At 50.3% G+C, this 26,092-nt stretch carries 28 protein-coding genes and 1 rRNA gene; 13 read left to right on the top strand and 16 right to left on the bottom strand.

Annotation, left to right across the window (positions count from 1 at the left end):
* Window positions 1–56: 56 nt before the first annotated feature.
* Both mqnB and VHE34_RS01160 read left to right on the top strand, forming a co-directional pair.
* A complete protein-coding gene (gene mqnB / locus VHE34_RS01165; protein WP_325583702.1) occupies window positions 57–713 on the top strand; it encodes a futalosine hydrolase in 657 nt (218 codons plus the stop codon).
* The gene (locus VHE34_RS01160) at window positions 710–1,528 is read left to right on the top strand and encodes a 1,4-dihydroxy-6-naphthoate synthase (RefSeq protein ID WP_325583700.1); all 819 of its coding nucleotides are present in this window, start codon (window positions 710–712) and stop codon (window positions 1,526–1,528) included. Before mqnB ends, VHE34_RS01160 begins: the two co-directional genes overlap by 4 nt.
* On the opposite strand, the gene VHE34_RS01155 is transcribed toward VHE34_RS01160, so the two are convergent.
* The 5 genes from VHE34_RS01155 to VHE34_RS01135 all read right to left on the bottom strand — a co-directional run bounded on the left by VHE34_RS01155 (window position 1,515) and on the right by VHE34_RS01135 (window position 5,781).
* A complete protein-coding gene (locus tag VHE34_RS01155; protein WP_325583698.1) occupies window positions 1,515–2,825 on the bottom strand; it encodes a deoxyribodipyrimidine photo-lyase in 1,311 nt (436 codons plus the stop codon). The genes VHE34_RS01160 and VHE34_RS01155 overlap by 14 nt on opposite strands.
* Complete coding sequence (locus VHE34_RS01150) at window positions 2,822–3,670, bottom strand: aminotransferase class IV (RefSeq protein ID WP_325583696.1); 849 nt, start codon at window positions 3,668–3,670, stop codon at window positions 2,822–2,824. The genes VHE34_RS01155 and VHE34_RS01150 overlap by 4 nt, the downstream gene beginning before the upstream one ends.
* A gap of 1 nt (window position 3,671) precedes the next feature.
* Entirely contained in the window at window positions 3,672–4,343 is a 672-nt protein-coding gene (locus tag VHE34_RS01145) for a response regulator transcription factor (protein ID WP_325583694.1), read from the bottom strand.
* Window positions 4,344–4,703: 360 nt separating this feature from the next.
* Window positions 4,704–4,973: a hypothetical protein gene (locus VHE34_RS01140; protein ID WP_325583692.1), complete on the bottom strand. Its 270-nt coding sequence runs from the start codon at window positions 4,971–4,973 to the stop codon at window positions 4,704–4,706.
* Between the two features lie 148 nt (window positions 4,974–5,121).
* Complete coding sequence (locus VHE34_RS01135; protein ID WP_188937515.1) at window positions 5,122–5,781, bottom strand: response regulator transcription factor; 660 nt, start codon at window positions 5,779–5,781, stop codon at window positions 5,122–5,124.
* A gap of 701 nt (window positions 5,782–6,482) precedes the next feature.
* Here VHE34_RS01135 and VHE34_RS01130 point away from each other — a divergent pair.
* From VHE34_RS01130 to VHE34_RS01115, 4 genes are all read left to right on the top strand, one after another.
* Window positions 6,483–6,836 (top strand): hypothetical protein, encoded by a 354-nt coding sequence (locus VHE34_RS01130; RefSeq protein WP_325583688.1) that lies wholly within the window; start codon window positions 6,483–6,485, stop codon window positions 6,834–6,836.
* 154 nt (window positions 6,837–6,990) lie between these two features.
* Window positions 6,991–7,626: a hypothetical protein gene (locus VHE34_RS01125; RefSeq protein ID WP_325583686.1), complete on the top strand. Its 636-nt coding sequence runs from the start codon at window positions 6,991–6,993 to the stop codon at window positions 7,624–7,626.
* Window positions 7,627–7,700: 74 nt separating this feature from the next.
* Window positions 7,701–8,543 (top strand): sensor histidine kinase, encoded by an 843-nt coding sequence (locus VHE34_RS01120; RefSeq protein ID WP_325583684.1) that lies wholly within the window; start codon window positions 7,701–7,703, stop codon window positions 8,541–8,543.
* 42 nt (window positions 8,544–8,585) lie between these two features.
* Window positions 8,586–9,236 carry a response regulator transcription factor gene (locus tag VHE34_RS01115; RefSeq protein ID WP_325583682.1) on the top strand — a complete coding sequence of 217 codons (651 nt, stop codon included), beginning with the start codon at window positions 8,586–8,588 and terminating at the stop codon, window positions 9,234–9,236.
* Here the strand turns inward: VHE34_RS01115 and VHE34_RS01110 are convergent, their stop codons facing one another.
* The 8 genes from VHE34_RS01110 to VHE34_RS01075 form a co-directional block, all read right to left on the bottom strand.
* Complete coding sequence (locus VHE34_RS01110; protein WP_325583680.1) at window positions 9,237–9,893, bottom strand: 3-oxoacid CoA-transferase subunit B; 657 nt, start codon at window positions 9,891–9,893, stop codon at window positions 9,237–9,239.
* Window positions 9,894–9,916: 23 nt separating this feature from the next.
* Window positions 9,917–10,624, bottom strand: coding sequence for a CoA transferase subunit A (locus VHE34_RS01105; protein ID WP_325583678.1), 708 nt, complete (start codon window positions 10,622–10,624; stop codon window positions 9,917–9,919).
* 41 nt (window positions 10,625–10,665) lie between these two features.
* The gene (locus VHE34_RS01100; RefSeq protein WP_325583676.1) at window positions 10,666–11,181 is read right to left on the bottom strand and encodes a DUF4296 domain-containing protein; all 516 of its coding nucleotides are present in this window, start codon (window positions 11,179–11,181) and stop codon (window positions 10,666–10,668) included.
* Entirely contained in the window at window positions 11,178–12,101 is a 924-nt protein-coding gene (locus VHE34_RS01095; protein WP_325583674.1) for a DUF4835 family protein, read from the bottom strand. Before VHE34_RS01095 ends, VHE34_RS01100 begins: the two co-directional genes overlap by 4 nt.
* Window positions 12,101–13,312: a bifunctional phosphopantothenoylcysteine decarboxylase/phosphopantothenate--cysteine ligase CoaBC gene (gene coaBC / locus VHE34_RS01090; RefSeq protein ID WP_325583672.1), complete on the bottom strand. Its 1,212-nt coding sequence runs from the start codon at window positions 13,310–13,312 to the stop codon at window positions 12,101–12,103. Before coaBC ends, VHE34_RS01095 begins: the two co-directional genes overlap by 1 nt.
* 71 nt (window positions 13,313–13,383) lie before the next feature.
* The gene (locus VHE34_RS01085; protein WP_422662668.1) at window positions 13,384–13,725 is read right to left on the bottom strand and encodes a DNA-directed RNA polymerase subunit omega; all 342 of its coding nucleotides are present in this window, start codon (window positions 13,723–13,725) and stop codon (window positions 13,384–13,386) included.
* Window positions 13,700–14,515, bottom strand: coding sequence for an outer membrane protein assembly factor BamD (locus VHE34_RS01080; protein WP_325583668.1), 816 nt, complete (start codon window positions 14,513–14,515; stop codon window positions 13,700–13,702). The genes VHE34_RS01085 and VHE34_RS01080 overlap by 26 nt, the downstream gene beginning before the upstream one ends.
* A gap of 157 nt (window positions 14,516–14,672) precedes the next feature.
* Window positions 14,673–16,349, bottom strand: coding sequence for an OmpA family protein (locus VHE34_RS01075; RefSeq protein ID WP_325583666.1), 1,677 nt, complete (start codon window positions 16,347–16,349; stop codon window positions 14,673–14,675).
* A gap of 197 nt (window positions 16,350–16,546) precedes the next feature.
* On the opposite strand from VHE34_RS01075, the gene VHE34_RS01070 reads away from it, so the two are divergent.
* Both VHE34_RS01070 and recJ read left to right on the top strand, forming a co-directional pair.
* A complete protein-coding gene (locus VHE34_RS01070) occupies window positions 16,547–17,509 on the top strand; it encodes a polyprenyl synthetase family protein (RefSeq protein ID WP_325583664.1) in 963 nt (320 codons plus the stop codon).
* A gap of 5 nt (window positions 17,510–17,514) precedes the next feature.
* Window positions 17,515–19,215, top strand: a complete 1,701-nt coding sequence (recJ, locus tag VHE34_RS01065; protein WP_325583662.1) for a single-stranded-DNA-specific exonuclease RecJ — start codon at window positions 17,515–17,517, stop codon at window positions 19,213–19,215.
* Here recJ and htpG read toward each other — a convergent pair.
* Entirely contained in the window at window positions 19,212–21,062 is a 1,851-nt protein-coding gene (gene htpG, locus VHE34_RS01060; protein ID WP_325583660.1) for a molecular chaperone HtpG, read from the bottom strand. The two genes, recJ and htpG, sit on opposite strands and share 4 nt — an antisense overlap.
* 173 nt (window positions 21,063–21,235) lie before the next feature.
* Here htpG and rpsF point away from each other — a divergent pair, with 173 nt between their 5' ends.
* From rpsF to VHE34_RS01035, 5 genes are all read left to right on the top strand, one after another.
* Window positions 21,236–21,589 (top strand): 30S ribosomal protein S6, encoded by a 354-nt coding sequence (rpsF, locus tag VHE34_RS01055; protein WP_325583658.1) that lies wholly within the window; start codon window positions 21,236–21,238, stop codon window positions 21,587–21,589.
* 3 nt (window positions 21,590–21,592) lie between these two features.
* Entirely contained in the window at window positions 21,593–21,859 is a 267-nt protein-coding gene (gene rpsR, locus VHE34_RS01050; RefSeq protein ID WP_188937544.1) for a 30S ribosomal protein S18, read from the top strand.
* Between the two features lie 87 nt (window positions 21,860–21,946).
* Window positions 21,947–22,393: a 50S ribosomal protein L9 gene (gene rplI / locus VHE34_RS01045; RefSeq protein WP_325583654.1), complete on the top strand. Its 447-nt coding sequence runs from the start codon at window positions 21,947–21,949 to the stop codon at window positions 22,391–22,393.
* 360 nt (window positions 22,394–22,753) lie between these two features.
* The gene (locus tag VHE34_RS01040) at window positions 22,754–23,119 is read left to right on the top strand and encodes an RNA-binding protein (protein WP_325583652.1); all 366 of its coding nucleotides are present in this window, start codon (window positions 22,754–22,756) and stop codon (window positions 23,117–23,119) included.
* 72 nt (window positions 23,120–23,191) lie between these two features.
* Entirely contained in the window at window positions 23,192–24,523 is a 1,332-nt protein-coding gene (locus tag VHE34_RS01035; protein ID WP_325583650.1) for a Gfo/Idh/MocA family oxidoreductase, read from the top strand.
* On the opposite strand, the gene VHE34_RS01030 is transcribed toward VHE34_RS01035, so the two are convergent.
* Together VHE34_RS01030 and rrf are read right to left on the bottom strand one after the other, a co-directional pair.
* The gene (locus VHE34_RS01030) at window positions 24,520–25,887 is read right to left on the bottom strand and encodes a DUF1080 domain-containing protein (protein WP_325583648.1); all 1,368 of its coding nucleotides are present in this window, start codon (window positions 25,885–25,887) and stop codon (window positions 24,520–24,522) included. The genes VHE34_RS01035 and VHE34_RS01030 overlap by 4 nt on opposite strands.
* A gap of 82 nt (window positions 25,888–25,969) precedes the next feature.
* Window positions 25,970–26,081 (bottom strand): 5S ribosomal RNA (rrf, locus tag VHE34_RS01025).
* Between the last annotated feature and the right edge of the window lie 11 nt (window positions 26,082–26,092).

Genomic DNA, 26,092 nt, shown 5'->3' with positions numbered 1-26,092 from the left:
CCTATTAGAGATAAAATTCCGGCAAAGGTAACAATTAAGAAGCAGATATTTGTAAAATGGAGATCCTATTGACGGCCGCCACAAGCTTTGAAATTCAACCAACTATCGATTACCTCAACCGTAACGGCGGGTCGGTTTCCGTATCTCCGCTGATCACCGGAGTGGGTAGTCTCGCCACCAGCTATGCGCTTACCCGGCAGATCGGGAGTTCGCGTCCGGCGGTGGTCATCCAGGCGGGTATCGCCGGTTGTCTGACCGATAAAAAAGCGGGGGAAGTGTTGGTTGTCAGTGAAGAAGTGCTGGCCGACCTTGGAGTCTGGGAGGACGAACGCTTTAAATCACTGTTCGATATGAAGCTGGCTGACCCGAATGGCTTCCCTTTCACCAATGGCCGCCTCGTAAACCCGCATACTTCATTACTTGCCCAAACCGGTCTCGAACGAGTCAGAGCCATGACCGTCAACGAAATAACGACCGATCCCCAAAGGATCCGGTGGCATCAACAAAATACCTCCGCGGTTGTTGAAAGCATGGAAGGAGGCCCGCTTCACTATGTGTGTCTGCAGACAGGGGTGCCTTTTTTGCAGCTGCGGGCAGTATCGAACCTCATCGGCGTGCGAGATAAGACAAAATGGAATATTCCGTTTGCCATTACCCGGCTCAATGAACAACTCATTGGCCTGTTGAAAAAACTCGAAAAAGAAAGATCATGAAATTTTCGCTCGGCTTCAGTCCCTGTCCTAACGACACCTTCATATTCAATGCCCTCGTCAACAAAAAGATCGATACGGAGGGGATCGAATTCGAACTTTTCCTGGAGGACGTCGAAACCCTCAACCAATGGGCCGTGCAGGGAAAGCTGGATATCTCCAAGATCAGCTATGGCGTCCTGCCATTGCTGCTGTCCCATTATGAATTGCTCGATGCGGGCGGTGCACTGGGAAAGGGCGTTGGCCCGCTGTTGATCGCCCGGGAACCGATTGCTTTGACGGAGGTACCCGGTGGTCGTATCGCCATCCCCGGGCAACGAACCACGGCACACCTCCTGTTCTCGCTGGCCTTCCCTGAGGCGCGCAGGAAAGAGTTCATGGTCTTTTCAGACATCGAGGACGCGGTGCTGTCCGGAACTGCCGATTGCGGGGTCATCATTCACGAGAACCGTTTCACCTACCAGCAACGGGATTTGGTCAAGTTGCTGGATCTAGGGGAATATTGGGAGCATGAGACGGGAGCGCCAATCCCCCTGGGCGGGATCGTATTTCGAAAAGGTCATGACGCCGCCTTATCTCAAAAGATAAACAGTCTTATCCGGAAGAGCCTCGAATATGCGTTCGACCATTACCCTGAGTTGCCGGAATTCGTTCGATCCCATGCACAGGAGATGGACGAGCGGGTGATGCGTCAGCACATCGACCTATACGTCAATAATTATTCGCTTTCTTTGGGCGAGGATGGTGCAAAAGCCGTCAGGACCCTGTTGCAAACCTACGAACGTATTCATCAGCGGGTGGGCATTAACTCCCTTTGACCGCTTTGTTGTAGGCCTTGATAGCCCTCTCCCTGGCCATTTCATGATCCACGATCGGGGGCGGGTAGCCGAGCTCTTCCAATTCCGGCACCCATCGGCGGATATACCGAAGATCAGGATCGAATTTTTTGGCTTGAAGCGCAGGGTTAAAGACCCGGAAATACGGGGCGGCATCGCAGCCACAGCCGGCAGCCCACTGCCAGTTGCCGTTGTTGGCTGCCAGATCGAAGTCAAGCAGTCGTTCGGCGAAGTAAGTCTCGCCCCAACGCCAGTCGATCAGCAGATGCTTGGCCAGGAAGGACGCCACCACCATCCGTACACGATTGTGCATAAACCCCGTCGAGTTGAGTTCCCGCATCCCTGCATCTACGAAGGGATAACCGGTTTGACCGGTACACCATTTTTCAAACTCCTTTTCATCGTTGCGCCATTGGATACGGTCAAAGGCCGGCTTGAAAGCCTTTCCCTTTCCGACCTGCGGAAAATGCCAGAGGATCATCTGGTAAAACTCCCGCCAGATCAACTCATTGAGGAAGGTTTCGCTCAGCTCGGACGCCTTTCTCGCCAGTTTTCGGATGCTGATGGTCCCAAAGCGCAGATGGAGAGCCAAATGAGTGGTCCCGTTTACGCCGGGGTAGTCACGCTGTTGTTGATAGCGGATCAAAAGCTGGCTTTCTATCCGGTCAGCGGGAAAGGGCTCGCCGGTAGCTTTGAACCCAATGGAGCGGAGGGTGGGAGTGGCGATGGGTTCCTGCTGAAGAAAATGGTTGAAATATTTTTCCGTCGGATACGAGGAGAGATAAAAGTTGTTCAATACGGTCTTCCATTTCCGGCTGTAGGGGGTAAAGATCGTATACGGGCTCCCGTCTTCCTTGACCACCTCATTCTTTTCAAAAACAACCTGATCTTTATGGCTTTGGAAAGGAATCCGTTCGTCATTCAACAGCCGGCCGATCTCCCTGTCCCGTTCGGTGGCATAGGGTTCGTAATCCGTACTGGTATATACTGCCTTGACCTCGTATTCGTCGAGAAGCTGACGAAATACCTCGGCCGGCCGGCCATATCGCACGTCCAGGGTCGAATGGATCTTTTCCAGCTGCTCCTGAATTGCGATCAGGGTCTTATAAATAAACTCTACCCGCCGGTCGGTCTTGTTATCCAGGAGGTCGAGGATATTCTTGTCAAAAATGAACACCGGCAGGACGGGGGGCCCGCTTTTGAGGGCATAGTATAACCCGGCATTATCCTCCAGGCGGAGATCCCGGCGGAACCAGAAAATGGTGATGGCAGTTTTCACAGCAATGCTTTTATCAGTTGATGATGGATGGTCCGCGATAGATCGCAGCCGTAGCGAGATTTACGAAAAGTCTGCACCCATCGGATGCCCCGGATGGCATTGGAGAGGAAGACCTCATCGGCATCCAGCAAATCTTCGGCCGTCACCGGATGTTCGTGAACGAGAATGCCCGCACCAGGGAGTTGGGAGAGCAGGAATCGCCGCATGACCCCGGCCACGCATCCTTCCGACAGCGGCGGGGTGTATACCTGCCGGTTCTTGCAAAAGAAGAGGTTGGCAATAGTACTGTCTGCGAGTCTCTCGTGGCTATTCCGGACCAGGCAATCGTCCAGTCCACATTCCCTCGCATATAGTGCAGCAAGAGCATAAAGCAGAAAATTATTTGACTTGACATTGGCGAGGAGATCACAGGACTTTATCCCATCGGGGTAGATGTCGATCGCTAACCCCTTTTCATTCCAATCGATATCGGCCGGGCCAAGCGGCCAGGACTCAATGAGGTAGCGGGGATGGAGATCTTCAGGATCATAAAGCCCGCCATCTCCCCTGTAAATGGTGAGCCTTACGCGGGCAAGAGAGAGGTGACCATTCCGGTCGCATAACTGCAATAAGCTGGCTTCCAGGCTTTCCCGGGTAAATTGGCGTGGAATGACGTATCGGAGCAGGTTCATCCCGGCAAAAAGGCGGTCGAAATGTGCGTCGCGGAGCCGGATGCGGCCATTCCTGACCATTAGGGTCTCAAAAAGCCCGTCACCATAGTGGAACGCCCGGTTTGCGGCATTTATGATCCCGCTGTTTGAGGGAAGCAAGGCGCCATTATGATCGATCCAGGCGGGGGAGTTCACCTTATTGCTGTTCGATGATGCCGTTCTTGACCGCGTACATGACCAATCCGGCCATAGATTTTGCCCCGGTCTTGGTCTTTAACTTGTCCCTGATGGCTTCAACGGTGCGGGGGCTGATATCGACGATATCGGCTATTTCCTTCGTAGTTTTCTCCTCGCACATGAGTTTCAATACGGTCAATTCCTTTTCGGTGAGGTTTACATCCTGAACGGCGCCGATCTCGGGCCGCTTGGTTCGCAGGCCCGTTAATAAGGCTTTGTTAGTCAACTCATTAAAGAAGAATTCTTGCTCGTAACAGGTTTTTATGGCCTGATAGATCGTCTCGGAATCCGAATTCTTGGTGAGATAGGAATTTGCCCCTATTTCCATTAGTTTGGAGATCATCGAATGGTCATTGTGCATAGAAAGGATAATGACCTTGACATGGGGGTGATCCTTGCGGATCTCCGGAAGGGTCTGGATGCCATCCATTATAGGCATTTGAATATCAAGCAGAATGACATCCGGCTCGACATGTTTCAACAGGTTCAGCAGCTGCATGCCGTTATCGGCTTCCGCTACCAGCTCGACGTCTTTTTTTACAGCAAGGGCCGTCTTGACCCCGGCACGGAAAAGAGCATGATCATCGGCAATAGCAACCTTGATCGGCTGGTTAAATTCGGGTCTTTTCATACGATTTAGAATTTGTTATGAGGCGGGCTCGGCCCCTCTGAGGCAGTTGGACGGACTGCCGCATATATCTGCAAATTGACACAAAAAATGCAATACTTACTATAGGTAAAGTACGTAACAACTTGTTTTCGGAATATACGATCACTACGAAGATAAGTGCTTTTTTCCCGATTTAAAAGCGGAATTTATACTAGGGTCCAGATCGTTAATTTACTATGGGAGCCGTAAAATCTGAAAAGTTAAAATCGGGCGTTTCTGCGCTTGCCTACTTCTGCAGCCAACGCTATTTTTGTATCAGTTGATTGACGGGATTAGCAACCTCAGACCGTCCAATGTCCTAGAAACCGTCCAGAACCTTTTTCAATATTCTATGAAACCCGGCAAAATCCAATAGTCAATCAACTTTTTTTCAAATTCGTTCGATATCCTTATAAAACGCACAAGACAACGAAAAACCTTTCCAAGATCCAACATCCAATTGAGAAACCCGATTCCGGTTCCTATGAAAGCCACAGTCTGAACACATCCAATATCAATTTTTGTCCTATTCAGCGCCGTTGCTGCTTCAGTAAGTGTTTTGGTATCTTCTCTGGTTTGTAAAGTTTGTAAAGCTTCTATGTTATCGAACATGGAAGCTTTTTTCATTTAGTACTCCCCCATCCAGACGATAGCGGCGTCCCCCATGCCGTTCCCTGGCCGCTTTCCCCTTCGATAGTAATGATCTCTTACGGCCTGCCGGATCCGGCAAAGCGGCGTCGTAACGCTTGAGTATTAAATGCTAATCGATGATCTTGTTGCGCATGGCATACATGATGAGGCCGGCGATGGTTTTGGCGCCGATCTTCGTTTTCATGTTCTGACGGATGGTTTCGATCGTGCGCGTGCTTAAGAACACCTCTTTTGAGATCTCTTCGGTCGTTTTGTCTTCAGCCAGGAGTTTGAGGATGCGGATCTCTTTTTCGGAGAATTTAATGGGACTGGGATAGAATTGTCTTACCTGTCGTTTGGTCTGCAGTTTGGAGAGAACGGCCTTATTGACCAGGTCGTTGAAGTAGAAGTCATCGTTCATGCAGGTAAGGATGGCCTGGTAGATCTCGTCGGGGTCTGTCGTTTTGGTCAGGTATGCGTTTGCCCCCATTTCCATCATTTTGGAGATCATTTCCTGGTCATCGTACATGGTCAGGACGATGATCTTGACGTCTTCGTATTCTTTCCGGAGCAGGCCTATTGCGTTGATACCGTCCACCTCCGGCATCCGGATATCCATCAGCAGTACATCGGGCCGTTTGATCTGCATTTTGTGTACCAGGTCCTTGCCGTCTTCCGCTTCCCACAAGATTCTCAGATATTCCTTGTTCTTCAGAGCCATTTTAATACCGTCGCGGAAGATCTTGTGATCATCAGCGATCGATACTTTGATTACTAGTTCAGCAGTCATACCGGCAGGTTTGTAGAATTAATAGGTATAGGTCGTGATTTGGGTTAATGATGCCAGGATTGGTGGATCTCCTTAGAATATTTACGATTAAAAAAGTAATTTCCGCATTTCTTAAATCGGGCGTTTCTTCTCTTGCCGGGCCGAATCGGAGGAGCTACATTTGTAATGGAAGTTGACTGAGAGGATCGAACCTCAAACCATCCATAATGTCCCGTTTACCGTCCAGTAAAAGATTTCAATATCCTTTAAAACCAAACAGGTAGATCCGGATTCAGTCAACTTCTCTCCCTTCGAGTCGATACCTCCCCTCTATTGGTAATGAATTTACCTTTAATTTCCGGTTAACCAAAAAACGAAAAATCAGGAATTTAATTACGTACCCTTGATCCGGGTCCTCGTTCATCTTATCATACTGGGTTATCCACACTATCTGCGCACTTGTGAATATCTTTAAGAACTAGTAATTTCCCGAAGGGTCTTTTACGAGAATTAAGATAGTAAAAATACTATATTTTATGCGTGAAAGTACTCTATTTTACCCTCGTAACCTTCCTCGTAAAATCCCGTCAAAGTCAATACAGACTTGAATTACAGGCAATTTAAACCATTTTACCATAAATTTTGGCCGTTGCCCAGTTTTTTTTTTAGGGGTTATTTAGCCTTACAAACTAACATTTTACAACCTCTAAAAACTCGCGTGTATGTCGCAAAAAGAGTTACTTACCAAAAAAGACTATGCTGCTATTGGCGAAGCGATCAGCCATGAGCTCGCCGCTGATTTTGTAAAAGCCTATGAGCAAACTTATCCGACGGAAGCTCGTGGGTATACTTTAGGTCGCAATATCATCGATCAGATCCTGGCTCAACCGGGTTGCGTAGGGATGCGTTTTTACTATGGTCTCAATGAAGAAGGCCAAAAGACCCTGGTTTATGTAGGTGTGGATGCTGAAGGACAGGATATCGTAAAAACTACGGTGGTCATGTCAAGCGGCGCACTGGTGGAAGCCGATGGCGTCGTTGCTGATCGTATCGGCGGCATCAGATGGCCCTTCTAATTCAAAACGAACTTGAACGAAAAGTGGTCTCAGAGACCACTTTTCGTTTCTCAGAGCCTCGGGTAATTGGGTAATTTCCCATACAAATCCTTATTGCACATATTACTTGGATTATAGGACAATGCCTTTTATATTTGAATAAAAAAACAAGGCTTTGCTCCGGGATTTAGCTCTCCTCTCCGAATTTTTACCCATTTTCGTCTACCTCATTTTCCTCAAACGAAACAGGGGGGAGGGATTGCTGGTAATATTCCTGTATTGCGTGTTGTCCTTGTTGACGGAGGTGGTGCATGCGATCTGGGAAACACAACTTGTTTTTTCAAGTTTTACGATCATAGAATTCTCCCTTTTTTCTTTCTTCTTTTATACTTCGCTTCGCGACCGGAAATTCAAGTACATTCCCATCATCGGCGCAGTAGTATTTTATGCAATTGCGATCGGTAGTTTTACTACCAAGGCTCCCCATGAGTTCGATTCTCTTCCTACATCCGTCGAAGCGGTGTTGGTTATATCATATTGTATTTTATTATTATACGAGCAGATCAAAGACCCAAATATTGTTTTTGTGTACAATACAAAGAAATTTTGGGTCATAATTGCGTTTTTCCTCTACTTTTCATCGACTCTTTTCCTTTTCATTTATGCTGGCTCTTTCTCGGAACAACAGCATTCCAACTATTGGATGATCAATAATTTCTTTGATTTGTTGAAGAATATCCTTTTCTGCGTCTCGTTTATAATGAAAAAGAGCTATAAGAACCCCTATGCAGTGGATGGTTTTGAAGCTTGATCGCGCCCGATAAAATTAATAACTGAAAAAACACACTAAACCCCTAACCAACTGTCCCGGAGACGACGCAATTCATGATACTCTTAGAAGTCACTAGCCCTGGTAACGTATCCTTGGTGCTGTTTTTTGGCACTATAGGAATGCTGGCGCTTACTATTGGCCTGATCGTCTTTATTATTTTCCATCAGCGAAAGGTCATCCGCTACCAGTTAAAGCTGCAGCGGATGGAACAGGATCAGCAAAAGCTCCTTCTCAACGCCTCTATTCGCCTGCAGGAAGAGGAGCGGCAGCGGATCGCAGCCGACCTCCATGATGACGCCGGTCCTCTCCTGGCCACTGCCCGGCTGTATCTCAATGAGAATCTTGTCAACCTGGACAAAACCACGCAGTTGCAAAGCATCTATAACGCCAAACAGATCATCGACGATACGATCCAGCTCATCCGCAATATCTCTCACAGCCTGATGCCGCCTACCCTGAAGAATTTCGGGCTGGAATCCGCCGTCAACGACCTTTTCCAGAAGATCAGCGGTTCGGGCAGCATGAATGCCAGCTCGCGTTTTCATGACTACCGGGAACGGCTGCAGGCCGAGACCGAGCTCATTATCTTCCGTGTCATCCAGGAACTGGTGAACAATATCCTGAAGCACAGCAACGCCAGCTTTATCCACCTGACGCAAAATACAAGCGGCGATAAGTTCTTTATACGCCTGCATCACGACGGCAGGGGGATCACGCAGAATGATTTCAACAAACTGAATAAAAGTAATGTGGGCCTAGGACTGAAGAATATTCAGAGCCGGCTTAAAGTCCTGCACGGCAAGATCTTCTTCGAGAAGGATATGTCTCAAACCTACTATAAGGTTACGATCGAACTCGTTAAGGAAGAGGAAGATAAGCTGCAGGAACAGGATTAGAATTTATATGTATCTTTAGGGGACGGAGTCCTACAATAGCCTATGGGAGTGATTAAAGTTGCAATAGCCGATGACCACAAGATATTCCGTAAGGGTGTCATTTTATCTTTGCGCCCTTACAGTGCCATCAAATTTGTGCAGGAAGCCGAAAATGGACAGGAACTGCTGGACGGACTTGCTGCGTCTGAACCCGATGTTGTTCTGATGGACCTCCGGATGCCGCAGAAAGATGGGATAGAGACAACCAAGATCATTGCAAAACAATACCCGTCCATCCATATTATCGCCCTCACGATGTATGAAGACGAACGCTTTGTAAGTCATATGATGGAGATCGGGGCGAATGGATACCTGTTGAAGAGCGCGGATCCTTCGGAGATCAAACGGGCCATTATTGAAGTGGCGACCAAGGGCTATTACCTGAACAATTTTGTCAATCGCATTCTGCTGAAGAAATCCCACGTTCGCACCAAGACCATCCCCAGCCTCAACACGGAGATCACGCTGAACGACCGGGAGCGGGAGGTAGTCCGTTACATCTGCATGGAATTCACTGCCCAGGAGATCGCCCAAAAGATCGATGTAAGCCCCCGCACCGTAGAGGCCATCAAAGATCGGCTCATGGAGCGGTTTGGCGCGAAGAATACTGCGGGGCTGGTGTTCTTTGCCGTAAAGAATAACCTCATTGATTAGTTAAATTACCATCTGTGGTACTTCGCCGGGTATTACCAGCCGGCCTGCCGTCTTGCTCCTGATCTCCTCCACAGTCACCCCCGGCGCCCGCTCGAGGAGGATAAAACCCCCGGGGCCGATGTCGAGCACCGCCAGGTCAGAGACGATACGACGGACACAGTTCACTCCTGTAAGCGGCAGGGTGCAGGCAGGGAGAAGCTTGGACTCCCCTTTGGGGTTGGTGTGTTGCATGGCTACGATAATATTGCGGGCGCTGGCCACCAGGTCCATAGCGCCGCCCATTCCCTTCACCATCTTGCCGGGAATTTTCCAGTTGGCAATATCCCCGGTATCGGAGACCTCCATCGCGCCGAGCACGGTCAGATCGACTTTTCCGGCCCGGATCATACCAAAGCTTTCAGCGCTGTCGAAAAATGCGCCTCCCGGCAGAATCGTAACGGTTTCCTTCCCCGCATTGATGAGATCGGCATCTATTTCCGCATCTGTGGGATAAGGGCCCATTCCCAGCATTCCATTCTCTGACTGAAGCATGATTGAGATACCCTCCGGAATATAGTTGGCGACCAGCGTAGGGATGCCGATCCCCAGGTTGATATACATTCCGTCCCGTAATTCCTGCGCGATCCGCTTTGCGATCCCGAATTTATCCAATGCCATATAGGGAGATTTCCTGGTTTGTATTATGATCTTGAATCAGTAAGTCGCACCGTCCTGCGTTCGATGCGCCGTTGGTAGTTCGACCCCTGGAAAATGCGATGCACATAGATGCCGGCGACATGGATCTCGTCAGGGTCCAGTTCGCCGGGCTGCACCAGCTCCTCGACCTCTGCGATAGTGATATTGCCGGCTTTTGCCATTGACGTTGAAAAATTACGCGTCGTCTTCCGAAATACGAGGTTACCCATCGTATCGCCTCTCCAGGCCTTGACGATGGCGAAATCGGCGTGAAGGGCATATTCCATTAAATGAGGCTTTCCATCAAATATCCTGACCTCCTTACCGACGGCGATCTCCGTACCATATCCAGCGGGCGTGAAGAACGCGGGGATCCCCATCCCGGCCATCTGAATGCGGGTTGCCAGGGTGCCTTGTGGAACGAGGTCCACTTCCAGCTCCCCCTGCAGGAGTTGCCGTTCAAACTCGGCATTCTCACCGACATAGGAGCTGATCATCTTTTTGATCTGACGGGTTCTCAGGAGGATGCCCAGGCCAAAATCGTCGACCCCGGCGTTGTTGGAGATACAGGTAAGACGGCGGATCCCGCTGCGGCCGAGCGCTTCGATACAATTTTCGGGGATGCCGCAAAGACCAAATCCGCCCAACATTATAACGGCGTCATCCGGGATATCGCGAATCGCGTCATCGGCGCCGGAAACTTGTTTTTTCATCGGCAAGACAAATTTAGACTCAATGTACGATTTAGATTGCATTACGGCGCTGCGAACCTTTTCATCTGTCGCTTGCGGAGGGAGTCGGCGGCCCGTTGAACGGCAGACCTCGGCGCAGTGGGCTTTTGAGGCGGAGTCTTTGTTGCCGGTGTCGCCTGTGGAGGAACGATGGTCAGAGGCGGAGTGCTGACCGGCCGGTTGATGGGACGGTTATAGCTCTCGCTACGCAGCCGGTTGCCCATCGAGAGCAGACTGTCCATAAGGGCCTGCGTAAGTTCAGGATGGGCCATATAATACTTATAACTTTTCGTGAACTTCTCCCGGGTAACATGGTGCAGCTGAAACACCTGATCATACAGGCGCATATTTTCCAGCTTGACATTGATCCGGCCGGAATCCTTTGCGAGATAGGTAGAATACTGGTCGGCCTGGATCATGTCCCAAAGGACGTTTTGCATGTCTTCCCTGGCTAAAACGCCGGAAGGCACGCTATCCTTATCCGAACAACCTATGCCTGCCAGCATTAAAACGATCAGCATGCACCCCACTCTGGTCATTGCAGTTCCTGTTTGTATTTGTTTGCATTGGAGACATCCAGCCGCATAAGAAGGTCCAGCGCCCGGGATTTCTCGTCAGGGGCCGCCTTCTGAAACACCTTGGACAGTTCGGTCCCCTTCCCCTGGAAAAAGAACTGGATGATCATTGTATTGGGCGTTTCCGTATTGACGGTATTGAGCATGTTCAGCGCATTGAGGATCCCCGCGCGAGCGTCGGCTTCCTTATCATACATCTGATCGAGGCCCGACCGGAAATAGCTGTAATATGCGTCATGTACCAGGGTATACTTGCTGTTCGTAAGATTCTCAATCAGCCAATACCGGTTACGGGTACCGTCAAAGGCCTTCCAACCATTGATATCCCGGCTGTCGGGCGCGTTGTTTACAATATTGAGTGCTTTCTGAAAATAGGGATCGCCGCCCCGTAGGGAGAAGGTGTCAAAATCAAGCCCCAGAATAATATAGATATAATAGGCGACCTCTGCCGTGAGATTGGCGGTGAATGGTTCGGATCCCTGCACCCGGTTCTCATTGAAGTCCAGTTGCTGATACTCCACATACCGGAAACTGAAATTTTCATCCCGGAAATTTATCAGTGGACTCTGATAACTCGAGTTATATACCGGCCGGCCGGCCTGGACAGTAAGAACGGCCTGGAAGGTATTGTTCGACCCGGCGCTGCTGATATCGATAAGAAAATTACAGACGATCTTCTCGTTATTTTGAAAGGTCTCGTTCGACCATCTGCGGTTCGTGATGAAATCATACAGGGAAGCCTGCAGCGTCTGAAACTGTTTGTGATCGACCGTGGAAGGGATCCTGTTTGCCACGACTGCGACATTGGCCTGCAATTCCTGGGCGCGGAGACGGGACGACAGAGCGCCGAACAGGAGTAGGATCAGAAAATAGCTTTTACGCATTACAACCTTTTTACAAATGGATTCCGTCCAATTACAGTATCAACGATATCTTTAGCCACTTGTTGCTTGGGCTTTTTCTCAAAAGCCAGCTCGGAACCGTCGTTCCCAAAAATAGTGATCTTATTGGTGTCGAAACCGAAGCCGGCGCCGTTGTCACTCAGTGTGTTGAGCACGATCCAATCGGCATTTTTGGACCGAAGCTTGTCCAGTGCATATGACCGGCCATCTGTCGTTTCAAGGGCAAATCCGACCAGGGTCTGGCCAGGCTTTTTCAACCCGCCGAGAGTCCTGAGGATATCGGGTGTCCTTGTCAGTTCCAGCACCAGGTTCCCGTCCTTTTTCTTGATCTTTTCAGGCGCCCTTTCCACGGGTTTGTAATCGGCCACGGCGGCGGCCAGTATGGCAATATCGGCGGCGGCAAATTCCGCGAGGGCTACCCGGTGCATCTCCTCGGCCGAGGTGACCCGGTGCAGCGTGATCCCATCGCCTTCAACGGCCAGGGAGGATGGCCCCAGGACAAGATGCACCTGTGCACCACGAGCGGCTAATTCTTCGGCGATGGCGATCCCCATCTTGCCGGAGGAATGATTTCCGATGAACCGGACGGGATCGATTGCCTCGTAAGTCGGTCCGGCCGTCACGAGAGCTTTTCGACCGGCGAGCTCGTCCTTCCTTTCAAGAAGGATTGACCGGATGAATTCAACGATCGTCTCGGGTTCAGCCATGCGGCCATCGCCAAACAGTCCGCTCGCGAGCTCACCTTTTTCAACGGGGATGACCTGGTTGCCAAATCCCCTGATCCGTTGCAGGTTGTCCTGGGTGGCCCGATGCCGCCACATATCTTCATCCATGGCAGGGGCAGCCAATACGGGGCAGATGGCCGACAGATAGGTAGCCAGCAGCAGATTGTCACAAAGTCCATTGGCCATTTTAGCCAATGTGTTGCAGCTGAGCGGTGCAATGACAAAGACATCGGCCCACCTGCCAAGCTCTACATGATTGGCCCAGGTGTCGCCAGCGAAGAGATCGGAATGAACGGGATTTTTCGAAAGAGTTGCCAGGGAAAGGGGGGTAACGAAATCCCGGGAAGCCGGAGTTTGGATCACGCGTACGGCCGCTCCTTCCCTAACCAGCAACCGGACGAGCAAAAGGGATTTATAGGCGGCGATGCTGCCCGTTACACCGAGTAAGATCTTTTTGCCCTGTAGCATACGATGCGCTTATCGGCTCCGGTAATGACAAGAGGGCGCCATAGGCGCCCTCTTACACTTGCGAAGCGCAATTATTTAAAGAGATCGTCGTCGTTGCGGCGATAATAAATCTTCTCATCCATAAACTCCTGGGTCGCCAGCAAGGCGGGATTGGGCATCCGCTCGTAGGCCTTGGATATCTCGATCTGCTCTTTGTTCTCGTGGATCTCCTCGAGGCTATCGGTATGGCTGGCAAACTCCTCCAGTTTGTTGTGCAGCTCCTCTTTAAGGGAGATGTTGATCTGGTTAGCCCTTTTCGCGATAATGGCAATAGACTCGTACAGATTCCCGGTCTTCGCCTTGATATCGGTAAGGTTCTTGGTTTCCACTACATTGGTAGTGTTTGCATTAACTTGCCTTCTTAACCTGCTCATTTTTTAGCGATTTAATGTTATTCTGGGAGATGGTCAGGTATTCCTGAACACTCTTATTCAGTCTGCTTTCGGGAAAACGATCGATGAACTCGTTGCATTGTGTAACGACGGTCTCAAATCGCTCGCCTTTCTTCTCTTCGACACTTTGGAGTGCATATTGATAATCAGATTTGATTATCAAATACTTATATTCATCGCTCTTCTCAGAGTCCGGATAGCTGTTCATCAGGCTGGTCAGCGCTGTACCGGCAGCCTTGTAATACGCCAGGTCATAGTACAGCTGGGCGTTCTTGTAATCTTTGAGTTCCAGCTTCGCACGGCATTTATCGATAATTGTTGTCGCCTCCTTGATCTTATCGGAACCCGGGTGGGTATTGATAAATGCCTGCATAAAGCCGATGGTCTTGGTCGTATTGGTTTGATCCAGGTCTACCTTTGGCGACTGCTTATAAAAAGTGTAGGCCCGCATATAGTCCATTTCTTCGGCCTTATTGCTATTGGGAAAGTTCTCTACAAATCCCTTGAAAAGGTTCTCGGCATTTGCGTAATCCCTCAGATAATAAGCGCAATATGCGAACTTGTAATAAATGTCCTCAAAATGCTCGCTGCCCTTGAAGATACGGAAAAGCTCTTCGAACAGTTGCTGGGCATGGCCATAATCCTTATCTGCATAATACTTGTCCGCCACTCTCAACTTGTAATCGTAGTCATTGCTTTTCATCACCTGAGAAAAGTGAGAGCAAGATGCGAACAAGAATAGCCCTAAAATTAAAACAGTAAATAATCGCATAAAGGCCTGCAAAGTTAAGGTTTTTAAGCGGCTCTTGCCGCTTTATGGGCAAATATATACGAGAAATGGTAAGAGCGAGCCTTTGGGGCTCGCTCTTAACTATTTATAAAGAAATATTGTCGGGAACCGCCGGCGGCGGCTTGCCGAAAGGGCAAATCTAGCGTTTGCGAAGGTTCGGGTGCGGAGCAGGTACTGTATTCGGACCTTCTTCGCCGGTGCCGTCCTTCAGATCGATGGTGCTTTCTTCGCCACCGCTCTGGCCGTAGCGGAAGATGAACCGGTCGGAGCTAACACCTTCTTTTTCAACGAGGTAGTTGATGACTGCGTTAACCCGGTCCCAGCTGAGCTGCTGTGCGGCCTTGCTGGATTCGCCATAACCGATAACGGCTACCTTACAGTTGGGGTTTTCGCGCATCTTCGAAGCTACCGTAGCCAGCAGGGCTTTGTGATCCTTGGTGAGGGAAACCGAGCGGCCCTTGAAGGTGATGCTGGGAAGATCGCCGATGTGGCACCTAGAGCCCATGCCTACGCCGTTGGAGTCGATATAGGCACGGAGATCTTTACAGCATTGAGGATCAGGGCACTTACCAACACCATCCGCATCAACGGGCTGGCACTGGGTCGGAGTGATGAGTTCCTTATCCTTGAAGTCAGGAACACCGTCGCCGTCCGTATCGCGGCTGACACCATGGCTGTCGACCGGGGCGCCTTTGGGCGTATTGGGTTCCAGGTCGAACTGGTCGGTGACACCGTCACCATCCGTATCATCCAACACCGGCTTGGGCAGCTTCATATGGCGGGGCTGGTTGATCTCGTTGTAAGCATAATCCAGGGGATTGAGCCACCAGAGCGGTTCAACAGCATGCTTTGCAAAAATATTGTAGTTGATGCCGACTGAAACAAAGTTATAGCGGTCCTTGGAGGTCGTTTGGGCGACAGCCTGGGGAGCGATCGGCTCGTAGTTGTTTTGCCATTGCTGACCGTCGATCAGCTGGGATGTAGTGATGGTAAACTTATCCTCGATGGCGATATTGACCCGGGGGCTAAGCTTGAATTCGAAACCGACACCAGTGACGGCGACAAAGGTCAGCGGCACGCCACCCAGTGTAGCGGAAGTAGAAGGCCTTTCGGCGATATGGTTCCACTTACCGGTCAGAACGCTCTTGAGCGCCTTACGGATATCCCCCTTGTGCTTGTAGTCCTCGTTCGGGAACTGGTTGATCACGTTCTGATAACCTTGCAGATAGCTGTCATCCTGCTTATACAGCGTACCATAGGTCATCGGACCGCCGCCAATGAACAAATAGGCGTTCCACCAGCTTTTTGCCTTGTGAAAATTGATATTGTTGAAGGAGAATAGTGCCTGGAAGGTCAATTCATGGATGGTCGAACGATAGTTATAGAAGATTGGCGCGAAGGTACCGGTGGTGTTCGGATACAGGTTCTGTTGCGTCAGCGAGAGGTTACGACCGTAGGATTGACTATACTGGTAGTTCAGCCCTCTCAGGCGGATCCAGTCATATTCTGCTCTCAGAGAAACCACATAACCCAGTGCTTTCCGGACGTGAAAACCGAATCCGCCGGTGGGCCCCCAGTTAGTGACGGAAGTAAACCCGCTGGTGTACCCTCCTTTTACTCCGATCTCCCATTCATTCCTAGGCTTAGCCGGAAAAGGATAAGCATTATTCAAGAATTCATTGTGCTGCGCGAGGCGTTTAGTAGGAATGAGAGAAGAGTCCCGAATATCATAGCTGCTGCCCACCATCTGAGCTTCTGCGTACGACATAAACAGGCAGAGGAACCCAAATAAAAGAGTCCATTTTTTACTTGCCATAACTGAAGTTTATGTGAATGAATGAATTAAACCTGAGTAGAATATTGTGCAAAAATAAATATTGATGGGCAATAACCAAATTTTTTTAACAATACATATAAAATTAAAGTTGTATTGAAACCACCGTTAGACATCCTAAATTTAAAATCCGATGCATTCACCTGAAAATATTTTCAAAGTAGTAATATTGCCGGTCCATGAAGATAGCACAAGCCATACTGCGCGAAGAGCTTGAAGTTTTCGACAAAACGTTCAAGGAGGCGGTGAAGAGCCAGACCCCGTTGCTGGACAGGATCATGCAATTCATCGTCAACCGGAAAGGAAAACAGCTGAGACCGATGTTCGTGCTGCTTTCGGCTAAGCTATGCGGCCCCGTTACCGATTCGGCCTATCGGGCAGCCTCACTTGTCGAACTGCTGCATACTGCAACGCTTGTGCATGACGATGTGGTGGATGAGTCGTTGGAAAGAAGAGGTTTTTTTTCGACATATGCGTTATGGAAAACCAAGATATCCGTTCTCGTCGGAGATTACCTGCTTTCGAAGGGACTGAAGCTGTCGCTGGACAACTCCGATTTCCGGGTGTTGCAATTGCTTTCGGACGCCGTGCAGAAAATGAGCGAGGGAGAGTTGCTGCAAATAGAAAAATCCCGATCGCTCAACCTTAGTGAAGCCGTTTATTTCGAGATCATCCGGAACAAGACCGCCTCCCTCCTTGCCTCTTCCTGCGCCGCAGGGGCCTATGCATCTTCCCGCGATGAGGAAATGACTGAGAAGATGCGGCTGTTCGGCGAGAAGGTGGGCATCGCATTCCAGATAAAGGATGATCTCTTCGACTATGGGTCGGAGAATGTGGGGAAGCCGACCGGCAATGATATCAAAGAGAAGAAACTGACGCTGCCGCTCATCTATGCCCTGAACAAGCTGGACAAGGCTACGCGCCGGGAGCTGATCTTTATCATCAAGAACCGGAACAGGGACGCGGGGAAGGTGCAGTACGTCATAAACAAAGTAAGCGAGGCGGGCGGGATCGATTATGCCACCGGCCGCATGTATGCCTACCGGGACGAGGCGCTTGCCATTCTCCACGAATTCGAAGATAGCGATGCCCGTAAGGGGCTCGAGGAACTGGTCCGTTACACCACGGACAGAAAATACTGAACCGGATGGAAAAACGCTGGAACATATTGCAAGGGGATGCCGACGGGGTGCGCGACCTGCAGACCGCGCTCGGGATCAACGAGGTTCTCTGCCGCATCCTTGTACAGCGGGGCATCCGGACCTTTGAGCAGGCGCGAAGCTTCTTCCGTCCACAGCTGACCGATCTGCATGATCCCTGGTTGATGAAAGACATGGACAAGGCTGTCGATCGGATACTTACGGCCCGTAACCGGGGAGAGAAGATCCTGGTATTCGGGGATTATGATGTTGACGGCACGACGGCTGTCGCCTGTGTTTTTCAATTCCTGAGGAAATTCTGTCCTCCCGACACGATCGATTTTTACATTCCGCACCGTTACCGGGAAGGATATGGCGTCTCCCGCCAGGGTATCGACCACGCTCACGCCAATGGCTTTAACCTGATCATTTCATTGGACTGTGGCATCAAATCGGTCGATCTGATCACCTATGCCGCCGGGTTGGGGATCGATTTCATCGTTTGCGACCACCACCTGCCCGACGAGGAACTGCCGCCCGCCGTTGCCATCCTCAATCCCAAACAACCCGGCTGCACCTACCCTTATAAAGAGTTGTGCGGCTGTGGGGTTGGATTCAAGCTGATCACGGCCCTGGCCGGCCGGCTGGGTCTTGGCGAGGGGGAGGCCTTACAATACCTCGACCTCGTAGCTACGGCCATCGCCGCGGATATCGTTTCCGTGGATGGGGAGAACAGGGTCCTTTCCTATTTTGGGTTGAAAAAGGTGAACGAGGATCCCAACAATGGGATCAAGGCCTTGATCCAGCTTAGCGGCCTCCAAAGGGAACTGAAGATGATCAACCTGGTATTCATGATCGCCCCGCGGGTAAATGCCGCCGGCAGGATGGACGATGCCAGGAAAGTGGTCCATCTCTTCACCGCAGCCAGCCTACAGGAGGCAGTCTCCTATGCAGCACTGCTTCATGCGGATAACAGCGAACGAAAGGAGACCGATTACAACATAACCGGCGAAGCGCTGGCCATTCTTGAAAACGACGAGGCTTATGCCGGCAGGAGGTCCACCGTTCTGTTTCAGCCGCATTGGCATAAGGGTGTCGTAGGCATTGTCGCATCCCGGCTTATCGAGCGGTATTATCGCCCGACTATCGTGCTTACCCGCAGTGGCGAGGTCATCGCCGGCAGCGCCAGGAGTGTAAATGGGTTCAATGTTTATGAGGCTATTCATGCCTGCCGCGAACACCTGTTGGGATATGGGGGTCATTTTGCCGCGGCTGGCGTAACACTCCAGCCTGACCGGGTGGACGCTTTTATTCTCAAATTTGAAGAAGTAGTCGCCAACACCATCCAGCCGCACTCATTGATACCCGAGCTGATCATCGATGCCGAGCTCCCGCTCGACGCGATAAAGCCTGGATTTTTTAACATCCTCGAACAGATGCAGCCATTCGGTCCCGGTAACACCCAGCCTGTGTTCATAGCGCGGCGGTTGATGGACAAGGGATCGCGGATCGTAAAGGAACAGCACATCCGCTTCTGTCTTCAGCAAGGCCAGTCCACGGCCGACGGGATCGGGTTCGGGCTGGCCTCAAAATTCGCTCTCCTCCAGGCGGGAGCACCGGTTGATGTGGTATTCACGCTGGAGGAGAACGAGTGGAATAATATCAGGTCTTTACAGCTAAAAGTCATCGACTTCGCGCCGTCTGCCTAGGCTTCGAGGATGATCTTCGGTTTTGCCTCCCCACCCATCAATTCGACGCTGCGCTGGATAAAGCTGGTTAGATTATTCCCTTTCAGCAGCCCCTGCGACAGCAGCGCGAGGTCCGACAGGTTGTGAACCAGCTTTTCCTGCTTTTCCCGGTCGCCTTCTTTCAGGATGTGCTGGTAAATGGGATGATTACCGTTAACCGTCAGCGTCACTTCATCGGGCATATTCGCATAGAACCCGCCCATCGGGCCGTTCATGGCCGCCATATCTTTCATGCGGCGCATGAATTCCGGCCGGGTAGCGACGACGGGAGGCGCCTCCTGGCTCAATCCCTTCACCTCTACCGTCACGTGCAGTTCAGGGATCTGCCTGCCGAATAATTCCTTTAAGGTGGATTCTTCGTCATTGGTCAACACGCTGCCGGTCGTTTCAGCTTTGTCGATAAGATTATCGACGATATCCGCATCGACACGGGTGAAATGAACTTTTTCCCATTTTGTCTCCATCTGGTTGATGAAGGCGGCATCGACGATCGTCTCCAGTTTGACGACTATATATCCTTTTGCCTGGGCCTGCTGGATATAGCTGTCCTGTTGCACAGGGTTGGTCGTATAGAGGATGACCAATTGGCCTTCCTTGTTCTTTTGCAGCGCTTCGGTAGCCGTCCGGTATTCTTCCAGCGTATAGAACGCCCCCCCTTTTGCGTCTTCCATGATATGGAACTTCGCTGCCTTATCCAGGAATTTGTCATCGGTCATCATCCCGTATTTGACAAACAGTCCGAGGCTCTCCCATTTCTCCTCAAATTCTTTTCTCTCTTTCGTAAATATTTCCTCCAATTTGTCGGCGACCTTCCTGGTAATATGGTTGTTGATCTTTTTGACATTCGGATCGCCCTGAAGATAGCTCCGGCTTACGTTCAGAGGGATATCCGGGCTATCGATGACCCCATGGAGCAGCATCAGGAACTCGGGGACGATATCGCTCACTTCGTCCGTAACGAACACCTGGTTGCTGTACAGCTGGATCTTGTCTTTCTGGATCTCATAGCTCTGCTTGATCTTGGGGAAATAGAGAATACCCGTCAGGTTAAATGGATAGTCCACGTTCAGGTGGATCCAGAACAAGGGCGCTTCGCTGTATGGATAGAGTTCCTTATAAAAGTCCTGGTAGTCCTGGGGAGTCAGCTCATTGGGCTTTTTTGTCCAGGCAGGGTGAGTGTTATTGATCTGCTCGCCTTCGAACCGGATGGGAACGGGGAGGAACCGGCAGAACTTTTTAAGAATGGTCCGGATGCGCGCAGCATCCAGGAATTCTGCGCTTTCTTCATTGATATGCAGGACGATATCCGTACCGCGATCCGCCTTTTCCACTTCTTCAAGGGTATATTCGGGGCTGCCATCACATTCCCATTTGACGGCCGGGGCCCCTTCCCGGTAGCTTTTGCTGATGACATCTACCCGTTCGCTGACCATAAAGGCAGAATAGAAGCCCAAGCCAAAATGGCCAATGATATTGGCTTCGTTTTGTCCTTTGTATTTCTTCAGAAACTCTTCCGCGCCGCTAAAGGCAACCTGGTTGAGGTATTTATCCACTTCTTCGCCCGTCATGCCGATCCCTTTGTCGGAGATGGTGATCGTTTTGCCTTCTTTATCTAACTGAATATCAATACTTAACTCCCCCAAGTCCCCCTTTGCCTCACCAAGAGAGGATAAGGTCTTCAGCTTTTGGGAGGCATCGACCGCGTTACTGACCAGCTCGCGGATGAAAATGTCATGATCACTGTAAAGGAACTTCTTAATGATGGGAAAGATGTTCTCGGTCTGAACCCGGATATTTCCTTTTTGCATAGTATGTTGATTTATGGCCTAGGGCCCAAATCAAAGAAAATGCCATTGTCGCCGGGCTGACACACTGTCAAGAAACGATTTGTTTGCTGGATTAGCTCAAAAACCGTAGTTTTGCAGCCCGTTTCACTCTTTTGGGAGACGGATTTTACGAAACAATAATCATCAAAACAGACATGAACAATTACGAATTGATGGTGATTTTTACCCCTGTACTCTCTGAGGAGGACTATAAAGCCGCTCAGAAGAAGTACGCTTCGTTCGTCAAAGAAAATGGCGGAGAAGTAGTGCATGAAAATGCCTGGGGCCTGAAATCACTGGCGTATCCCATCCAGAAAAAAACCACTGGTTTATACTGGGTTATGGAGTACAATGCGCCATCCGACTTCAATGAGAAGCTGAAGATCCAGATTCTCCGCGACGAAACCGTGTTACGTTTCATGGCGACCAAGCTCGATAAATACGCCGTCGAGTACAATGCCAAAAAGAGAAGTGGTGTACCTACAGGAACTGAAAAAGTCGGGGCATAAACCATGGCAAAAGCGAATGAGATCAAGTATCTGACGGCGATAAAGCCCGAGAAGCGTGCAAAGAAGTTCTGCCGTTTCAAGAAATACGGTATCAAGTACATCGACTATAAAGATGCCGAGTTCCTCAAGAAATTCCTGAATGAGCAGGGTAAGCTGTTACCCCGCCGCATCACGGGCAACTCCCTGAAATATCAGCGGAAAGTATCGGATGCAGTGAAGAAAGCCCGTCAGATGGCATTATTGCCGTACGTAACAGACCTTTTAAAGTAACCTCACCCTAATCCGCGATATTGCGGAAACAGTCCGCCTTCACTTTGCGAAGGCTGGATTGGGAAAACGGTGAACAAAAACAGAATAATGGAAGTCATTTTGATCCAAGACGTAGACAATCTCGGTTCTGCGCACGAAAAGGTGAATGTGAAGAATGGGTATGCTCGTAACTTTCTGATCCCCCGAAAGTTAGCCGTAGAAGCCAACCCTTCCAACCTAAAACAGCTGGAAGAACGGATGAAGCAGCAGCAGAAGAAGGAAGCCAAGATGATGGCGGAGGTGAACAAGGTTATCGAGGTACTGAAGGCTTCTCCTGTAAAGGTCGGCGCCAAAACCGGTACCAGCGGCAAGATCTTCGGGAGCGTCACTTCTGTGCAGTTGGCCCGCGCTATCCGCGACCAGAAAGGCTACGAAATCGATCGCCGCAGGATCCATATCCTTGATGAGGTCAAGGAATTGGGTACTTACAAGGCAAAGGTCGATTTTGGTAACAGCAATGAAACCGAGGTAGAGTTCGAAGTCACGGCAGAATAATGGCAATTTGCTAAAATCCTGCTAACAAAATAGCTGATTGTTTGAAAGCCCACGAATAAATCGTGGGCTTTTTTATTTGTGCGCCCACATTTCCTGCTATTATGTTAAAGAATCTCCAATCAATTATGTACAAAATTGCTTTTTGTAGCCTATGAAATCCGCTAAAAACCTGACCAATACTAAATTTCCGGGAATTCAGCCAAAATTTTAACAAGTAATAAAAATTGCTATCTTTACAATAGCTCTATTATTTAGTGTTGTCATTCGGCTGTCGTAACTTTCTATTCAGCGAGATTCCTCAGTCATTATAGTCTAACAGTAGGTAGAGTAGTTTTTTTCATTTTTTTAATTTTTTGTACAATGAACATTTATGTAGGCAACCTCTCCTGGCAGATGACCGATGAGGATCTTAGGAATCTTTTTGAACAACACGGCACAGTCGCTTCTGCCAAGATCGTAAAAGACAAGGTCTCCGGTCGCAGCAAAGGCTTCGGGTTTGTCGAGATGGAAGACGATGGCGAAGCTCAGCAAGCCATCACCAATCTCTACGACCAGGAAGTAATGGGCCGCAAGATCATCGTCAACGAATCGCAGCCTAAACAACAAGGCGGCAGCGGCGGTGGTGGCGGTTACAAGAAGAGAAGCTTCGGCGGCGGTGGCGGCGGAGGTTATAAAAAAGGTGGCTATGACCGCGGCGGCGGTGGTGGTTACAACCGGGATTATTAATCTTTCCATCGATACATCTATTTCAAAATCCTTTCTACATGTGGAAAGGATTTTTTATTTTAAATTGCTCCTATGCAGCGTAAAAATATCAGTCGCCGTGAATTCGTTCGTACGGCTGGTCTCGCCACTGCCGGTGTGACCATTCTTAATTTTCCCATTTATGGCAAAATGGCACCCAGCAATAGGGTATTGCTGGCCGTCATGGGGGTCAACAGCCGCGGGGCTTATCTCGCCAAGTCTTTCTCTCAATTGCCGAATGTCGAAGTAGCTTATATCTGTGACGTAGAGGAGAAGGCCATTCAGAACGGATTAGTAGCGTTAAAGGCGGCTTCCAGACAGCCAACGGTCGTGCACGATATCCGTAAGCTTGTTCAGCAAAAAGATTTCGATGGGCTGGTGATAGCCGCGCCGGATCACTGGCATGCCCCAGCGGCAATCCTTGGCGCCGCAAACGGCAAGCATGTATATGTTGAGAAGCCTTGCGGTCACAATCCCTATGAAGGGGAATTGTTGGCAAAAGCATTGGTCAAGTATAAGCGCCATATCCAGATGGGAAGCCAGCGCCGTTCATTCCCATCTTTGATCGACGCGGTCCGCCAGGTAAAGGAAGGGGTTATTGGGAATGCGTACCTGGGAAAGGCCTGGTATGCCAACAATCGAAAATCCATCGGCGTTGGAAAGAAGGTGCCCGTACCGTCGACGCTCGACTTCGAGCTATGGCAGGGGCCGGCCCCCCGAAAGCAATACCAGGACAATCTCGTGCATTACAACTGGCATTGGTTCTGGAATTGGGGGACGGGTGAGGCGTGTAACAATGGGACGCATGAGATTGACTGCTGCCGCTGGTTTCTGGGTGTAAATTATCCCACCAAGGTGGTCTCGGCCGGCGGCCGTTATGCATATAAAGATGACTGGCAGACGCCGGACACCCAGATCGCAAGCTTCGAGTTTGCGGAGGGTAAGACCATCACATGGGAAGGGCGCAGCTGCAATCACTTTCCGACCGAGGGCAGCGATCGCGGCTTTATCATCTATGGCGATAAAGGAAGCCTGGTCAACCTCGGAGGTGGGGACTACAAAATATTTGACGACAAGAATAAGCTCGTAAAAGAAGTGAAGTCAGAGGTCGTAGCCGATCCGACCGATCCAGTGGCTGCGAGCGGCAATATGGACCTCTATCACTTCGATAATTTCGTCAAAGCCATACGCGGAGAAGCTGCGCTCACACAGCCTGTCGATGAAGGCGCTAAAAGTGTGTTGCTTTGTCACCTGGCGAACATCGCCCAGCGGACCTTAGGCGCTTTTCATTGCGACCCCGCTAATGGGCACATCCTCAACAATCCCGAAGCGATGGCCCTTTGGCGGCGCCAATATGAACACGGGTGGGAGCCGGTAGTGGCTTAGTTCAGCCGGCGTACTTTGATACTTCGATAGCTGACGTCATTGCCATGGTCCTGCAGGAGGAGATGGCCTTCGGCGGCTTCGCCGAAGTTATGCCAGATCTTGTATTTGCTGATCGCGACGAGGTTCCGGTATGCTTGTGATCCCCGTTGGTACTCCAGCACTTTCACACCATTGAGATAGTGTTCGACATGGTTGTTGGGATAGACGATGATCCTGCCGGTATTCCATTGTCCCATTGGATGGATAAACCTCTTTTGTTTATTGGCTTTGATGAGATCATAGAGGGAGGCGAGCGTGCGGTCGCCGTCGCGGCCCAATTTCGCGTCCGGGTGCAAGGTGTCGTCCAGGATCTGGTATTCGAGGCCGATGGCGGAGCCGGTCGTTTTTTCTTCAGGGGCGAGCTTTACAAAGTATTTTACTCCACTGTTGGCTCCGGGTGTCAGCAGGAATTCGAAGGACAGGTCAAAGGCTTTATAGACATCCTTTGTGACGATATCGCCGCCGGTCCCGCCTTCCTTTCCTGCCGTTTCGTGTACGCTGATCATTCCGTCGGCCACTTTCCAGCCGGTGTCGGGAAATTTGTCCTTGTAGGCGCCGACCCACTGCTCGGCCTTTTTACCATCGAACAGCAATTTCCAGCCGCTGTTCTTCTCATAGGCAGTAAGGTGGTTAGGGATATTGTCGACGACATAGATGCCTGAAGGGAAGGCCTTGGACTGAAGGCCTTCCGTCTGAATGCGTATGTTCTTAAAATATACTTTTCTTCCTGCCAGACCGGGTTTGCTTACGGCATGGACCTGGAGACCGATAAATCCATTGTGATCTACGGTGTCCACCAGGTAGGCGACGGCCTTGTCGTTGACCCAGGTCTTCATTTCGTTGCCGATGCATTCGATGCGGATGTGATTGTATTCACCGACTTTAAAAGCGTCCTGTGCCTTAGGGTTGAGGGAGCCGGGATAGAGCCAGTCCCTGCGTCCTTCGTCATAGATACCGCCTGACCAGCGACGGGCAGAAGGGTCTATTTCGTACTGGCAGCCGTATACGAGGCCCTTGCCCTGATGGCCTGCGGGGTCGTAGTGGCTACGTACCTGTACGCCGGAGTTGCTGGTCGTGTCCATAATCTTTACGTCCAGCTCGAGGATGAAGTTGCCGTATGTCTTTTCCGTGACGAGGAAGGTGTTACCGGAGTTAGGGACGTTGGTGCCGACAATGGCGCCGTCTTCTACGGTATATTCCGCCGTGCCGGCCAGTCTTTTCCAGCCGTTGAGGCTTTTGCCGTCAAAGAGGGGTGTCCAGGATTGAGCGAGGAGAGAGGAAGCGAAAAGGAGACCAGCAAGCGTGAGGATGGATTGTTTCTTCATTGGAGGGATGATTACGAAGGTAAAGTTAAGGGATGGCAGTAAATAAAAAAGCCTCGTCTTGTTAGACGAGGCTTTTAAATGAATATGGCATCTACCTACTCTCCCGCATTGTGGTGCAGTACCATCGGCCATGAGGGGCTTAACTTCTCTGTTCGGTATGGGAAGAGGTGAACACCCTCGGCAAAAACACCATAAGACGCTCCTG

Origin of the sequence: Puia sp., assembly GCF_035546395.1 — a bacterium.
Classification (GTDB): Bacteria; Bacteroidota; Bacteroidia; order Chitinophagales; family Chitinophagaceae; genus Puia.
The sequence above is the reverse complement of the archived record's forward strand: the minus strand, read 5'-3'. Positions and strand labels throughout refer to the sequence as shown.

Excerpts from the sequence above, each read along its gene's own strand:
- VHE34_RS01145 (WP_325583694.1), bottom strand. The coding sequence starts at position 4,343 with ATGAAAAGACCCGAATTTAACCAGCCGATCAAGGTTGCTATTGCCGAT.
- VHE34_RS01040 (WP_325583652.1), top strand. The coding sequence starts at position 22,754 with ATGAACATTTATGTAGGCAACCTCTCCTGGCAGATGACCGATGAGGAT.
- mqnB (WP_325583702.1), top strand. The coding sequence starts at position 57 with ATGGAGATCCTATTGACGGCCGCCACAAGCTTTGAAATTCAACCAACT.
- VHE34_RS01085 (WP_422662668.1), bottom strand. The coding sequence starts at position 13,725 with ATGAGCAGGTTAAGAAGGCAAGTTAATGCAAACACTACCAATGTAGTG.
- rpsR (WP_188937544.1), top strand. The coding sequence starts at position 21,593 with ATGGCAAAAGCGAATGAGATCAAGTATCTGACGGCGATAAAGCCCGAG.
- rpsF (WP_325583658.1), top strand. The coding sequence starts at position 21,236 with ATGAACAATTACGAATTGATGGTGATTTTTACCCCTGTACTCTCTGAG.
- VHE34_RS01080 (WP_325583668.1), bottom strand. The coding sequence starts at position 14,515 with ATGCGATTATTTACTGTTTTAATTTTAGGGCTATTCTTGTTCGCATCT.
- VHE34_RS01120 (WP_325583684.1), top strand. The coding sequence starts at position 7,701 with ATGATACTCTTAGAAGTCACTAGCCCTGGTAACGTATCCTTGGTGCTG.
- rplI (WP_325583654.1), top strand. The coding sequence starts at position 21,947 with ATGGAAGTCATTTTGATCCAAGACGTAGACAATCTCGGTTCTGCGCAC.
- VHE34_RS01160 (WP_325583700.1), top strand. The coding sequence starts at position 710 with ATGAAATTTTCGCTCGGCTTCAGTCCCTGTCCTAACGACACCTTCATA.
- VHE34_RS01140 (WP_325583692.1), bottom strand. The coding sequence starts at position 4,973 with ATGTTCGATAACATAGAAGCTTTACAAACTTTACAAACCAGAGAAGAT.
- VHE34_RS01130 (WP_325583688.1), top strand. The coding sequence starts at position 6,483 with ATGTCGCAAAAAGAGTTACTTACCAAAAAAGACTATGCTGCTATTGGC.
- VHE34_RS01070 (WP_325583664.1), top strand. The coding sequence starts at position 16,547 with ATGAAGATAGCACAAGCCATACTGCGCGAAGAGCTTGAAGTTTTCGAC.
- htpG (WP_325583660.1), bottom strand. The coding sequence starts at position 21,062 with ATGCAAAAAGGAAATATCCGGGTTCAGACCGAGAACATCTTTCCCATC.
- recJ (WP_325583662.1), top strand. The coding sequence starts at position 17,515 with ATGGAAAAACGCTGGAACATATTGCAAGGGGATGCCGACGGGGTGCGC.
- coaBC (WP_325583672.1), bottom strand. The coding sequence starts at position 13,312 with ATGCTACAGGGCAAAAAGATCTTACTCGGTGTAACGGGCAGCATCGCC.
- VHE34_RS01095 (WP_325583674.1), bottom strand. The coding sequence starts at position 12,101 with ATGCGTAAAAGCTATTTTCTGATCCTACTCCTGTTCGGCGCTCTGTCG.
- VHE34_RS01135 (WP_188937515.1), bottom strand. The coding sequence starts at position 5,781 with ATGACTGCTGAACTAGTAATCAAAGTATCGATCGCTGATGATCACAAG.
- VHE34_RS01110 (WP_325583680.1), bottom strand. The coding sequence starts at position 9,893 with ATGGCATTGGATAAATTCGGGATCGCAAAGCGGATCGCGCAGGAATTA.
- VHE34_RS01075 (WP_325583666.1), bottom strand. The coding sequence starts at position 16,349 with ATGGCAAGTAAAAAATGGACTCTTTTATTTGGGTTCCTCTGCCTGTTT.
- VHE34_RS01035 (WP_325583650.1), top strand. The coding sequence starts at position 23,192 with ATGCAGCGTAAAAATATCAGTCGCCGTGAATTCGTTCGTACGGCTGGT.
- VHE34_RS01030 (WP_325583648.1), bottom strand. The coding sequence starts at position 25,887 with ATGAAGAAACAATCCATCCTCACGCTTGCTGGTCTCCTTTTCGCTTCC.
- VHE34_RS01100 (WP_325583676.1), bottom strand. The coding sequence starts at position 11,181 with ATGACCAGAGTGGGGTGCATGCTGATCGTTTTAATGCTGGCAGGCATA.
- VHE34_RS01115 (WP_325583682.1), top strand. The coding sequence starts at position 8,586 with ATGGGAGTGATTAAAGTTGCAATAGCCGATGACCACAAGATATTCCGT.
- VHE34_RS01105 (WP_325583678.1), bottom strand. The coding sequence starts at position 10,624 with ATGAAAAAACAAGTTTCCGGCGCCGATGACGCGATTCGCGATATCCCG.